Origin of the sequence: Reyranella soli (genome assembly GCF_007992495.1) — a bacterium.
Taxonomy (GTDB): domain Bacteria; phylum Pseudomonadota; class Alphaproteobacteria; order Reyranellales; family Reyranellaceae; genus Reyranella; species Reyranella soli.
The window spans coordinates 1-12,936 of record NZ_BKAJ01000161.1 but is presented as its reverse complement, the minus strand read 5'-3'; the positions used below and the strand labels follow the sequence as shown (position 1 = coordinate 12,936).

Here is a 12,936-nt window from a genome sequence, read left to right as displayed (position 1 = left end):
ATTGCGGCCAGTCATTGAAAGAATTGAGGGAGTGGCGAACAAACGGAACAGTGCATCAGGAGGATCTTCCTCATCTCGCTGAAATTTTCACAGGATCGATCGCATCCGGGATCCCCTACCAGCTCGAGCATCGCCTGCGGCGTTTCGACGGCCAATATCGATGGTTTGACAATCGCGGCGTGCCGATCCGCGGTGCTTCCGGGCATATTGTCCGCTGGTACGTACTACTAACTGACATCGAGGATCGCACGCAGGCGCTGGTGCGGTTGCAGCAGATGCAATCGGATCTTGCCCACATGAACCGGGTGAGCGTGATGGGAGAGTTGGCCGCCTCGCTGTCCCATGAAATCACGCAGCCGATTGCCAGCGCGCGCAACAACGCCCGGGCGGCCGAGAATTTTCTGAAGATGCAGCCGCCAGACCTGGGCGAGGTCAGGGAAGCGCTCGCCTGTGTCGTTGGCGATGCTGATCGAGTCGGAGACATCATCGATCGCATTCGAGAGCAAATGAAGAAAGCGCCACCGCGAAAGGAGCGGTTCGAACTCAATACGGCAATCAACGAAGTGATCGTATTGGCGCGCAGCGTCATCAATCGGAATGGTGTCTCGGTCCAGACCCGGCTTGCGGATGGTTTGTTTCCCGTTGAGGGGGATCGCGTTCAACTCCAACAGGTCTTGCTGAACCTCATCTTGAATGCGGCTGAAGCAATGAGCTCGGTAGGGGAGGGGGCGAGGGAGCTGTCGATCAGTACAAAGGAGGATCAAGTAGGCGTCGTCGTAGCGGTGCGCGATTCCGGGCCGGGGATTGATCGGGAGCATCTCGAACGGGTCTTCGACGCCTTCTACACCACCAAGCCCAGTGGGACAGGGATGGGGCTGTCGATATGCCGGTCCATCATCGATGCTCATGGCGGTAGGCTGTGGGCGGAGGCGAACAAGCCGCGCGGCGCCGTGTTCCAGTTCACGTTGCCTGGCACCGACGCAGAGTTCACAAATCCTCTTCAGGCGAGCGAGCGGACTTGAGAGCCTCGCGAACACAGCGCGTGAGACGCTCCTCATCTACCGGCTTGCGCAGGTAACACACGACCCCATCCTTCAGGGCGCTAGTCTGATCAATGTCATTAGGAAACGCGGTCACGAGAATCGTCGGCATCGCGTGGCCCGTGTCGATAAGGCGTCGGTAGAGTTCGAGCCCGGTCGTGACGGGCATCTGGACATCGGCGATCAGGCAGGCTGTTTCAGCGAGGCGCGGCGACCCGAGAAAATCGGCCGCAGACGAGAAAATGTCGACAGTATAGCCCATCGATCTCATGAGCCTGGACATGGACTCACGAAAGAACCGATCATCATCGACGACCGAAACCACCAGTCTTTTCATCATGCCGCCTGTGGCCATTAGCTGGCCCCATCGTCCGAGCGGCGAGCTATGCCGACGCTCCGCATGGATGTGTTCCGCACGTAACAACCATGCCACCAGTGCCATGTCGGTGCCCCATAAACTTTGGCTTATGTCCAAGCGCCTCGAGTCGTCGTATCGTCGTCTGGCCCTTTGCATGTCTGACGTCGACCTCCGCCAAATTAGCCGGTGGTTACGATCCTCGTCGGACGGCGGCGAATTGTGTCAGTATGCGTAAGCTTTGGTTTACCCCGTGCATCTTCTAGGAAAACAAGGGCTGTTCAGGTTCCATGATTGGGACTAGAAGTGCGTGGTCTAGCTAGACCTGCAACCAAGACACTGGCCGATTTTCGCGATTCTTTCCGGGTAGCAGCGATGTCTGACGCACCCCCTACGGTGTTGGTCATCGACGACGATGCAGATCTGCGCGCGTCGGTCGGACGGCTGTTGCGATCGCTCGGCATCAACGTTCTTCTATTTGGCTCCATTTCTGACTTCCTAGAGTCTGATTCACCGGATGGGCCCACCTGTCTGGTGCTCGACATCAGGTTGCCTGGCCAAAGCGGCCTCGATCTTCAGCGTGAGCTCGCCGCAGCAAACAGAGAGATCCCGATCATATTCATCACCGGGCATGGCGACATCCCAATGTCCGTGCAGGCTATGAAGAGAGGTGCCATCGAGTTCCTGACGAAGCCGTTTCGGGATCAGGATCTCCTCGACGCCATTCAGGTCGGTCTCTCTCGCGATCGTGCACGGCGTGAAAATGAGAGGGACCTGGCCGGTCTCAGGGAGCGCTTCGGTTCATTGAGCCCCAGGGAGCGTGAGATCGTGATTGAGGTCGCCCGCGGCCGCCTGAGCAAACAGATTGCGCACGATATCGGCATCGCCGAAGCAACGGTCAAGGTGCATCGCAGCAGGGCAATGCAGAAGATGCAGGCTCGTTCGCTACCAGAGCTCGGCCGGATGGCTGACAAGCTCAAGCTTGTGCCCGACCCGCCGCAACGCTCCTGAGCTGTCGTCCTTGCGGCGTGCTATCCGCGGGCGGACCCGCGACAGGACCGGCCCCAGCACTCATCATCCGGTTCTCGGTCGAAGTCGGTAAGCGGCCTGTAAATCTAAGTGTAGGCCACGCAACGAAAGCACGCATTGGCCGCCACCAACGCGGAATTGTTCCTGGACCCTCGAATCCTTAGATTGGCCTCACGGCATCTGCCGGCGAACGACCATGTCAAAGTACGGGAGATTATGGTGCGTGCATCAGGATCAACATTCGGACCGTTTCGCCTGCTTCCGACGCAGTTTCTTCTTCTGGAAGGCGACAAGCACGTTCCTCTCGGAAGTCGTGCTTTGGAGATCCTGATTGCTTTGCTTGAACGCCGTGGCGAGCTGGTCAGTAAGCAAGACTTGCTCGCTCAGGCTTGGCCGAATGCCCTTGCTGAGTCCGCAGATCTCACGGTTCATATGTCTGCCCTGCGTCACGCGCTGCGTGATGGGCAGGATGGGAATCGGTTCATCATCAACATCCCCGGACGTGGCTACTGCTTCATCGCGTAAGTCAGTGTGACGGGGTAGCAGAACGGAGCGCGAGTGGCTCCTCGCCGCGTTTGCGGTGTTGCTTGACACTTGCAGGACCCGCAACGAGGTCGCCCCTGCTGCCGGCTGGAACTCCTCCAGAGCGGGCCGAGCCTTCTTCCCGGCAGGCCTTATCGCGAGGTGATCGCCCGGCTTGTGGCTCGTGGCGCGGAAGCCGTGGTTCTTGGCTGCACGGAGATCAAGTTGCTGGTGAAACCCCAGGACAGCACAGCGCCTCTGGTCGACACCACGACGATCGATGCCGAGCCTGCGGTCGATCAGGCCATCGCGCGGTCTTGATGAACCCCAGCCACTGGATGTTTGGGCGTGGTCTATCCGATCCTATTGAAGGCCGCTGTTCTACTAAGCCAACGTTCTAAGCTAGTGCAACTACAGCTGTGCCTCGTACAGCTCACGTGCAATGGAAGACAAGGCCTTACAACTGTAAGTCTCCTGCCATCAACTCGCTTTTCGGAGTTCGCTCATGAGCAGGCTAAGCGTTCTCAGCGCTTCAACCAACTCTTCCACGAATCCCGTTCCTGCGGAGTGTGCCTCAATCAAGGACATCGACGCCTCTCGCACGCAGCGGGCTTTGGTTCCCAGTGTCGGCATCGACTATGACAGCTTCTTCGTCAGCCAGCTCAACGCGTTGCGTGATGAGGGACGCTACCGCCACTTCGCCGAATTGGAGCGAATCGTGGGTGCATTTCCTAAGGCCCGCCTGCACCGGCCAGGGCAGCCGCCCCGTGATGTCATCGTGTGGTGCAGCAACGACTATCTAGGGATGGGTCAGCACCCCGCCGTGCTCGAAACCATGCAGGCCGCTGTAGGCTCCCAGGGATCGGGTGCCGGCGGTACGCGCAACATCTCGGGAACAAACATCGCTCATGTGGCGCTGGAACGCGAGCTCGCGACTCTGCACGGCAAGCAGGCCGCACTGGTTTTTACGTCAGGTTACGTGGCCAACGAAACCACGTTGCAGACATTGGGCGCCGCACTGCCCAAGTGCGAAATCTACTCCGATGCATTGAACCACGCGTCGATGATTGCCGGAATTCGCCATTCCGGCGCTGTCCGTCGGATCTTCCGGCACAACGATCTCGACCACCTCGAAGAGCTGCTGGCTGCCTCTGACCCGGCGACGCCCAAGATCGTCGCGTTCGAATCGGTGTATTCGATGGATGGCGACGTCGCCCCTATCGGCCAGATCTGCAAGGCAGCTCATCGTCATGGGGCCTTGACCTATCTGGACGAAGTACATGCCGTCGGCATGTACGGCGCGCGCGGCGCTGGCATCGCCGAGCGCGATGGCGCACTGGAAGAGGTGGACATCATCCAGGGGACGCTCGCCAAGGCCTTCGGCGTGATCGGCGGATACATCGCTTCGAGTGCGGCAACCGTCGACTTCATACGCTCCTTTGGCGCGGGATTCATCTTCTCGACATCGATGCCGCCCGCGATCGCGGCGGCCGCGCTCGCCAGCATTCGCCACGTTTCGTGCAATCTCGAACTGCGCGTCCGACACCAGGATAGAGTGGAACGGCTCAAGCATCGCCTGCACCATGCGGGCCTGCCCCTGATGCCCTCGGCGACGCATATCGTGCCGGTTCTCGTGGGCGACGCGGCGCGCTGCAAGCAGGCCAGCGACCTGCTGCTCGACGGCTATCGCATCTACGTGCAGCCGATCAACTATCCGACCGTTCCCCGCGGTACAGAGCGGCTGCGCCTTACACCGACACCCCTGCATTCGGACGAAGACATTGCCTATTTGGTCGAGGCCCTGCAGCACGTCTGGCGGACCTTGGGATTGGACTTGGGCATTGCAGTCAACGGAAAACCATCATGAACGAGAGGCACGCCCATCGTTCTGGACCTACGTTTGCATCGTTGCTGGGGCAGGCCTTTTGCGTGGCACGCGCGGGGTGTCTCAGCCTCACGCAAGGGGGAACCGGGTGATGGCAATCGGCGTCCCTCGAAAGTCGAAGCGACGAAGCAAGTATCCAATTGCAAGGAACCCGATGCCCTCGCATTCACAAAACACGGACCGACCTACTACGCGCGCTCACTTTTTCTGATGGAGGTTCTCATGCTTCATTCAGCCAGCCCCACTATTTTCGTGCCGCCTGAGAGATTGGCCGAAACCGCGACCTGTCCCAATTGCAGTGCGAAGGTTGGCTTGTGGGGCGGTGTCATTCATCTGGGGCACTATCACTTCGACGGCGAAGTTCGCGAGGGCCTGATCTGGACATGCTCTGACTGGTGTTTTCTTTCCTGGGAACACCCCGCCTTCATGGGCAAGTGTTGATGGGATGCGAGTCGTGTCCAGCGCAATACGGGCGGCGGGCAAAGCGGGAAGGGTAGATGTTCGCAATGGTCCTGGCGGATGCCCTCATGGGTATCTTGGCGGCGGCACTGTGCGACGTCATGGTCGGGGCACTTTGAGCGGTGACGAGAGCCATGGCGACGCGGGACGTGGACGGCACCTTGCAGGCTTCTTAAACGAACTGACTCTACCGAAATTCTATTGATCGTGTCCCATCGTCTACAACATAGTCGGGATGTCTCCGCAATTGATCGCCGGGTCGATGATGCTTCTCGCTACGTCGAATCGCACACGACGCTGAGACACGCTTTCAGGACCTCTGCTTGCTGGGACCGGGCTAACTTCCCTCTCAGCGAGCTCGCCAAGAGGCGCCGACGCCCAAACCGGGGCGTCGCGTTGCGTCGCGAGGGCACGCCACGACTGAAACGCATCGACGCCAATTCATGGAGACGAAATATGTCCGCGACTATCGCGCATCGAAACGTCCGCATCGACGACATCGACATCTTCTATCGCGAAGCCGGACCGCAAGATGGGCCTGTGCTCCTACTGCTTCACGGCTTTCCGTCATCGTCGCATATGTTCCGCAACCTCATCCCCGTCCTCGCGGACAAGTATCATGTCGTGGCTCCTGACTTTCCGGGCTATGGGCAAAGTTCGGTTCCAAGCATCGACAAGTTCCGATACACCTTTGACAACTTGACCGACGTGATCGAGCGGTTCACGGACCGGCTTGGGCTTTCATCCTATGCCATGTACCTATCGGATATCGGCTCGTCGGTCGGTTATCGCCTCGCGGTGAAACGTCCTGACCGCGTCACCGCCTTGGTGATTCAGAACGGCGAAGCGTATCTCGAAGGGATAAACCAGGACTTCGCCAAGCCACTGTTTGCGTATTGGCAGGACTGTTCTGTCGCAAACGAGAAACCGTTGCGGGATTGGTTGCTCACTATGGAGGGCACAAAGTGGCACTATGTTCATGGTGCCCGCAACCCAGAGTCCATCAGTCCAGATAACTGGGTCATTGATCAAGCCTATCAGGACCGTCCTGGTAACAAGGAAATCCAGCTCTTCATTTTATACGACGCCAGAACGAACCTTGAGTCTTATGCCGGCTGGCAGAGTTATTTCCGGGCGCATCAACCTCCCGCGCTCATTGTCTGGGGCCAAAACGATGGGATCTTCACGGTCGAGGGTGCACGTCTTTATCAGCGCGACCTGAAAGACGTCGAAGTTCACTTCTTCGATACCGGTCACTTCGCGCTGGAAGAGGACCTCGAGAGGATCGGCCCGCTGATTCATGACTTTCTCGACCGGAAGGTCGTGGCCAACGTCCGCCCGATCGCACGATAGCGGCCGGCGGCGATAAAACCTTCACAGGGCAATGTGCCGCGGATCTGTCCGCCTGCAGTCAGTGTCTTAAACCTGCAGGCACTCTCCAGATACGGGAGCAGAAAGAAGACCATGAATTGCGCGCTGATGCCGTAGCCGATCATTGCCGGCACCGTGGCGACGAATGTCCGCCGGCGCAGCACCACAAACTCGACCATTGGCGGACCTATGGACCTTTACTAAGGCGAGCAGGGTCACGTAGGCGACTGCAAGGCGGAGACGATGGAAGGGCTCGACCACTCCCCGCAACGTTCCTGTAGATCAGTGTTCACATCAGCGGAGCGAGCCCGGCTCTAAATGTGACGGTACCGAGCAGGTCAAGCCGCCTCGCATTAGGGCCGCGCGACCCTCGAAGTGGACAGGTCCATTTAGTGATCAAGGCGCCGATGATTCGGCCGGCGGCGAGAGCGGCTGGCGCCTCAGAACGCGAACGCGCGGTTGCGCACTGTGCCAATGAAGTCGTTCTACAGGATTGCGAGCGGGGCCCTCAGAAGAAACCCGCCGCCAACTCTCTTGTGCCAAGGATCATGTTCACCACGAGCGCGCTTGTCCCCACGCCAAAAGAAGGCGGACAAGGCCGTGAATAACGCGAGCCCGAACATGGATTTCCAGCGCCCTCGCTAATCCGCTTAACTGGCGGAGGCCATGAGTAGAGAGGCGCAGCTGAAGATGTACCAACGACCCGACCAGGAGAATGCCGAATTTCTTTGCTCCGACTACTGCTTCTTGTCCGACATTATTCGATGTTTGAGTGCCGCGACCTAATGCTGATGTGGATCTGCGGCGCGGCTCACTGCCGGGTAGTACTGCGGCGCCTCGCGGCGATCGAGCATCGTGTAATCGCGAATGACACGGACGTGGCGAATGCGGTGCGTCTCCGGAAGCAGCATCCGCTCTCCATCTTCGAAGTACTTGACGGCACCGCAGTCTTTCCACACCAACTGGAGGCACATGTCGCCTGGCGTCAGGACAGCGTCGCATAGGTCCCAATCGACGAGGGCGTCCCCGGAGTAAATATCCAAGCCCAGGAACTGAGAACAGGCCGTGATATTGCTCGGATGGCCGGACGGACGGGTCGCTGTGATGATCGTGATCATCGTCCCTTCGCCGATTTCGGTCTCGTCGTTACGCTGGTTCAGTAGTTTCAATCCCGCCGGAAGTTGGTTGTCGGCAAATATCTCGCCGACGCGCAGATGGTAGGTTTCCAGGATGTCGTCGCGGCCCATTTGCTGGACGAGATGGTGGTTCTGCGTAGTTCGCCACCGCACCACAGCCTTTTCGTCACGCCAGTTCGACAACGACAGGATCCATCCCTTACGCTGCATGCTCTTGTAGCGAATGTTGTCGACGAAGCCATCGATCTGCTCCAATTCAGGTCGCAGCATTTTCGCACTGCCGAGATACTCGTCCCATTTCTCGGGTTTGGGCTGTACCTCGAATAGAACTGAGAACATGTGGAGTCCTATTGAATTCATGTCAGTCGTGCAAACCTCGCGGCCGTGTCGGGCTACGATGCAAGCGACACCCTGCCGCGAAGACGAAATCCGGAGGTCCAGGACAGGTGTCCGATACTACAAAAACCTCCACCTACGCGTGAGTCCAAGACGGGCGAGGTTGGTAAATGCCATGGGGTGTTGGGTCTTCCGTTCGAGGCCACATTGAAAGAGGGAGACGATAACCGTTGGACTTGATTTCAATTGCGATAGAGAGAGCAGACGGTGGCGGAATCACGACCGGTCAGTGTCGACCGCCCACTCGAAAGTCGCAATGGCGGCGGGGTGGTTGCGTTCGGCCACCCTGTAAAAACCGGGGAAGACCGATCTCCCCCGGAGTGACGGACGGGCATTGTACGCTCGGCCGGTCCGCTATGCCCCTTGGCATCGGCCCTGTCACACATTCTATCCGTGACGGCTCTGCATTCGGCTGGCGGTACCAGTGGCGAGGGGCACCAACCGTCCAGGTGTGACGACTACAGCAATTGGCTTGGCACCGTCGCCGTATGGCTACCGCAGCAACGGTGCAGCTGTCTGCGTGATCAGCGAAGATCCCAGCCTGAGGATCCAGATGACCGTAGCAGTGTTCCACGTGAACACCGGTCCGATTTTGGACGGCGCCAAGTTGCCTATATCGTGGCCGACGCGCATCTTCTGGTGCCGAAGCGCCGAACGCTGTCGCCGCACGATAGCGCGGCTACCGCTCGTCCCAATGACGGCTGGAACGCGCTGGAGTGCGTCCGGGTGTTGGATTTGGCAAGGCGAGTCTGAACCGCCGCGTGCGAGATCACGAGATACCCATCCCCGATGCCGTGGCTTGATCGTTGATCGGCAAAGTGAATTGCATGGTGATGCCTGGCCCGGCGTTCGGGGTGGCCCATATGCGTCCCCCGTGAGCTTCGACAATCGAACGGCAGATCGATAGCCCCATGCCCGTGCCGCCGGGCTTGGTGGTGTAGAATGAGTCGAATAGGCGTTCAACACTCTCCGGTTTCAGTCCCGGGCCAGAATCCTGCACGGAGACGAGCACTCTGCCCGATGCATCTTTCCCAGTGGCGATCAGCAACCGGCGCGACCCTTCGCTAACACCGCTCATCGCTTCGACGGCGTTGATGATCAAGTTAAGGATCACTTGCTGCAGTTGGACTCGATCTCCTTGAATGAGCGGCAAGCCCTCCGCGAGTTGCGCCTGCACCGAGACATTGTTTTTCATTACTTCGTCACGGGACAATGCAATGAGCTCAACGATCGCTTCGTTGACCTCCAAGGCATCCTTCCGCGGGGGCTCTTTCTTGATGAGGCTACGGATGCGGCCGATGATCTCGAGCGCACGCCTTCCGTCCTTGACGGCACCACCAATCGCCTGCCGGACCTCGTCCAGATCTGGCGGCTGGGCACTAAGCCAGCGCAAGGCCGCCTCGGCATTGGTGACTCCCGCCCCGAGCGGCTGCATGACTTCATGTGAAATCGAGGCCGCCAGCTCTCCCATGGTGGTGACCCGCTGGATATGGGCAAGTTCCGCCCGCGTCTGACGCAGGGCCTCCTCGGCGCGGTTGCGCTTGGACACGGAGGCGAACAGGGCGGCCAGATCGGCGAGCGTGATACCGGCGATCGCCAGCACCAGGGTGTTCTGATCGAGGGTCGCGCCCTCGTGGGCCATCGTGGCGGGAGCGGTAAAGACGGCCGCCCGCATCCCGGTGTAGTGCATGCCGGAAATGGCGATAGCCATGACGATGGCGGCGGCGAGCTTCCGCCCAGTGTCCTTGGTTCGGAACGCCAGCCACAGCGCCGCCGTCGCCGCGCCGATCGCGATGATCACGGAGAGCGCGACCCACAGGGGGTCGTAGCTCAATTCGACGGGTCCCCGCATGGCCGCCATGCCGGTGTAGTGCATGCCGGAAATGGCGATACCCATGAAGACGCCGCTGAGGAAAAGGCGGGGGCGCGATACGCCCGGGCGACTGATAACGTAGAAGCCGCCGCCTGTGGCCAAGATCGCCAGCATGAGGGAAAGGACGGTCAAGCCGACATCGTAGGACATCGGCATCGGCAGCACGAAGGCGAGCATGGCGACGAAGTGCATCGACCATATGCCGCCTCCCAGGGTGAGCGCGGCCGCCGCGAGCCAGATGCGGTGCGTGGGTCCTTGGGCCAGCGCCACGTTTTCGCCGAGATCCAGGGCCGTGTAAGACGCGAAGCCAGCGACCAGGATGGACAGGGCAACGAGGTACGGATCGTATGTTCCGGTAACGAACATGGATCGCCTCCATATCGTAGCAGAGACGAGCGAGGTACCATCCGAGACATGGCAACCGACATTCCCCAGATGCCGGCTCCTGACGAGCACGATGCGCCACGCAAGGGCAATTGGCAAGGTTCGATGGGCCACCACCAGCCGCCAGAACCCCGCGCAGCCGTGGCTGGACGCCCGAAGCCGGCGTTTGGGTGGCGATCGGCTGTGCTCGGATCATGAATGCGCGGATGCGGCCTACCGCAGGCGCAGTGGCCTGGTCGACCCGTGTCTGGTATGGTTCTCAGCAATCCGGTAGATCGCCAAGTCTTTTGCGGCGGGCGCAAGCGATGGATAAGGAACAACCGACTGTCGTTGTCATCGATGACGATCTCGCCACTCGCGAATCTCTTAGCCGTCTTCTCCGGTCCGTCGGTTTTAAAGTGCAATTGTGGAGGTCAGTAGACGAGTTTTTGGCATCCGGACGGCCGAACGGCCCGGCTTGCTTGGTGCTCGATGTGCGGCTGCCAGGACGCAGCGGGCTTGATTATCAGCGCGAGCTGACGGCGGCGGAGACACGTATCCCGGTTATCTTCATTACCGGACATGCCGACATCCAGATGTCGGTGCAGGCGATGAAGGGTGGTGCGATCAAGTTCCTGACCAAGCCGTTCCGCGACGAGGATCTGCTGGATGCGGTCCAACTCGCCCTTGCACAAGACCGAGCCTGGCGCGGTGGCCTATGAGCATTCCTTCGACGCCCGTGTGCGGGACGTATCCAAGCCAGCGCTCGCGCACCGGAATGACATCCACGCTGAACGAGAAGGCGTAATCCATCTCCTCTTCACCAGATGCGAATACCTCCGCCCATTCGCGATCGAGTAGGCCAATGGCACGGGCCTCGTGGAGGCGACTAGCTGGCCGGTCTTGGTCCGGCCGCGTCCAGGACCGAGCACGTGCAGTTGTCTCATCGGCGAACAGCTTGGTGGACGATCGCAGATGCTCCAGCAGGCGTTCGTGCAAGGGACGCAGGACCAGGCCGCGCGCCCAACCCAGTCGGCCAGCGTCGAGCGGTCGAGCTTGATGGCTTGCCGGGCATAGATCTGGGCTTGGCAGTAGAGCGGCAAGTGATCCGCGTACTTTCCGACGATGACATGGGCGACCAGCCCTTCGGTCGGCAGGCCGCCCTCGATCAACCGCGGCGGCGCTGGTGCCTGCACCATCGTGCCGGGCAGGCGCGGTAGGCATACTTGGGGGCGGCGCACGACCAGAACCCGGAACTGGGCCGGGATCACGTCCAGCCGCTCGGCCACGTCCTCGCCGATGGCATGCAACGCGCCACCACAGCAGGGGCAGCTCCGGTTCTCGATATCGATGATGGTCTCGACCCGCGGCAGGCTCTTCGGCAATGCGCCGCGGTTAATCCTGCGCCGCGCCGAGCGTGCGTGGACCGGACGAGCAGCGTCCTCCTTGGCTTCGGCCGAGGCCAACGCCTGCTCCGTGTCCTCAAGCCCGAGCGCGAGTTGATCTGGATCGAGTTGTTCCGAACGGCGGCCAAAGATGACGCTGCAGCGTCTGGATGATGGCACGCAACCTGGCGCTCTCGCCGATTGCGGCATCGCGCTCCCGCTCAACACGAGCAATCGCTTCCGCATGCCGTGCTCGTTCGGCCTGCAGTAGCGTACGCAAGGCATCTGGATCGGTGGGGAGCGTGTCGGCGTCAGGAATCACGCCAAGAATTCTACCTGCCGTGCATTGATCACCAAGGCCAACCGCGCGGCGTAAGCGACACCGAGTCAATCTGCCGTAGGCTACAGTACGGCGGTTGGTGCGCGCACTTCGACATCGCGCACGCGCGTCCAGTCCAGCCCTTCGATCAGGGCCGAGAGCTGGGCGGGGGTGAGGCGCATGATCCCGTCCTCGATCTTTGGCCAGCGGAACGTGCCTTCCTCCAGACGCTTGGCGAAGAGACACAGGCCCGTGCCGTCTCAGACGATCAGCTTGATCCGGTCGGCGCGCTTGGCGCGGAACACGAACACCGTGCCCGAGAACGGATCAGCACCCAGGTGTTCCTTCACCAGCGCAGCGAGGCCATCCAACCTTTGCGGAAGTCTATCGCTTTGGTGGCGACCAAGACCTTCAATCCAGCCGAGACCGCGATCATGCCTTGAGTGCGGCCAGCACCGCCCGCAGCGCCGTCGCCTCTATCGGGCGAAAGTCATCGGCGCCGCCTTGCGCCAGCCCATGGGCGACAACCTTTTTCGCCAACTGTACCAGGCTTGGGTCGATCGACGGACTGCTCGTCATCCGCGATCAGGTTCTCACGCCTGAGCAGCGGGTCGCCCTGCAAGGTGGATGATCGGACACGTCTTCAGGAACCAGAGATCGCAGAGAGCCTATAGGGTGACGACTGGATCACTCAATGTCGCGGAGAAGAAAGATGCGCATTACCCCACTGATCGTCGGAGCGGTTTCCTGCGCGGTCATTGCAACGGTTGCATTCGCCCAGTCCGGATCCAATGACGACACCG

General features: G+C 60.2%; 12 protein-coding genes and 2 pseudogenes. 7 read left to right on the top strand and 7 right to left on the bottom strand.

Annotation, left to right across the window (positions count from 1 at the left end):
- Positions 1–1,022 (top strand): sensor histidine kinase (locus RSO01_RS37640; protein WP_147155750.1); only part of this gene is annotated, 1,022 nt, incomplete at its 5' end.
- Here the strand turns inward: RSO01_RS37640 and RSO01_RS37635 are convergent.
- Entirely contained in the window at positions 988–1,482 is a 495-nt protein-coding gene (locus tag RSO01_RS37635; RefSeq protein ID WP_246159079.1) for a response regulator transcription factor, read from the bottom strand. The genes RSO01_RS37640 and RSO01_RS37635 overlap by 35 nt on opposite strands.
- A 288-nt stretch (positions 1,483–1,770) precedes the next feature.
- Here RSO01_RS37635 and RSO01_RS37630 point away from each other — a divergent pair, with 288 nt between their 5' ends.
- From RSO01_RS37630 to RSO01_RS37610, 5 genes are all read left to right on the top strand, one after another.
- Positions 1,771–2,406, top strand: a complete 636-nt coding sequence (locus RSO01_RS37630) for a response regulator transcription factor (RefSeq protein ID WP_147155749.1) — start codon at positions 1,771–1,773, stop codon at positions 2,404–2,406.
- Between the two features lie 135 nt (positions 2,407–2,541).
- On the top strand, positions 2,542–2,949 hold the full coding sequence (locus tag RSO01_RS37625; protein ID WP_147155748.1) for a winged helix-turn-helix domain-containing protein: 408 nt from the start codon (positions 2,542–2,544) through the stop codon (positions 2,947–2,949).
- 69 nt (positions 2,950–3,018) lie between these two features.
- On the top strand, positions 3,019–3,267 hold the full coding sequence (locus tag RSO01_RS37620; protein ID WP_147155747.1) for an aspartate/glutamate racemase family protein: 249 nt from the start codon (positions 3,019–3,021) through the stop codon (positions 3,265–3,267).
- Positions 3,268–3,577: 310 nt separating this feature from the next.
- Positions 3,578–4,813, top strand: coding sequence for a 5-aminolevulinate synthase (hemA, locus tag RSO01_RS37615; protein ID WP_147155751.1), 1,236 nt, complete (start codon positions 3,578–3,580; stop codon positions 4,811–4,813).
- A gap of 933 nt (positions 4,814–5,746) precedes the next feature.
- Positions 5,747–6,643 carry an alpha/beta fold hydrolase gene (locus RSO01_RS37610; protein WP_147155746.1) on the top strand — a complete coding sequence of 299 codons (897 nt, stop codon included), beginning with the start codon at positions 5,747–5,749 and terminating at the stop codon, positions 6,641–6,643.
- On the opposite strand, the gene RSO01_RS37605 is transcribed toward RSO01_RS37610, so the two are convergent.
- The 3 genes from RSO01_RS37605 to RSO01_RS37595 all read right to left on the bottom strand — a co-directional run bounded on the left by RSO01_RS37605 (position 6,589) and on the right by RSO01_RS37595 (position 10,432).
- A complete protein-coding gene (locus RSO01_RS37605) occupies positions 6,589–6,840 on the bottom strand; it encodes a hypothetical protein (protein WP_147155745.1) in 252 nt (83 codons plus the stop codon). The two genes, RSO01_RS37610 and RSO01_RS37605, sit on opposite strands and share 55 nt — an antisense overlap.
- 603 nt (positions 6,841–7,443) lie before the next feature.
- Positions 7,444–8,136: an antibiotic biosynthesis monooxygenase family protein gene (locus RSO01_RS37600; protein ID WP_147155744.1), complete on the bottom strand. Its 693-nt coding sequence runs from the start codon at positions 8,134–8,136 to the stop codon at positions 7,444–7,446.
- Positions 8,137–8,962: 826 nt separating this feature from the next.
- Positions 8,963–10,432 carry an MHYT domain-containing protein gene (locus RSO01_RS37595; RefSeq protein ID WP_147155743.1) on the bottom strand — a complete coding sequence of 490 codons (1,470 nt, stop codon included), beginning with the start codon at positions 10,430–10,432 and terminating at the stop codon, positions 8,963–8,965.
- Between the two features lie 323 nt (positions 10,433–10,755).
- Between RSO01_RS37595 and RSO01_RS37590 the strand changes: the two are divergent.
- Positions 10,756–11,136: pseudogene (locus tag RSO01_RS37590) on the top strand (response regulator transcription factor); the annotation flags it as partial.
- 9 nt (positions 11,137–11,145) lie between these two features.
- On the opposite strand, the gene RSO01_RS37585 reads toward RSO01_RS37590, so the two are convergent.
- From RSO01_RS37585 to RSO01_RS47855, 3 genes and pseudogenes are all read right to left on the bottom strand, one after another.
- The gene (locus tag RSO01_RS37585) at positions 11,146–11,994 is read right to left on the bottom strand and encodes an IS66 family transposase (protein WP_507763596.1); all 849 of its coding nucleotides are present in this window, start codon (positions 11,992–11,994) and stop codon (positions 11,146–11,148) included.
- Positions 11,995–12,216: 222 nt separating this feature from the next.
- Positions 12,217–12,569 (bottom strand): annotated as a pseudogene (gene tnpB / locus RSO01_RS37580) (IS66 family insertion sequence element accessory protein TnpB).
- Entirely contained in the window at positions 12,566–12,712 is a 147-nt protein-coding gene (locus tag RSO01_RS47855) for a hypothetical protein (RefSeq protein WP_170303657.1), read from the bottom strand. Before RSO01_RS47855 ends, tnpB begins: the two are co-directional and overlap by 4 nt.
- Positions 12,713–12,936: the final 224 nt, after the last annotated feature.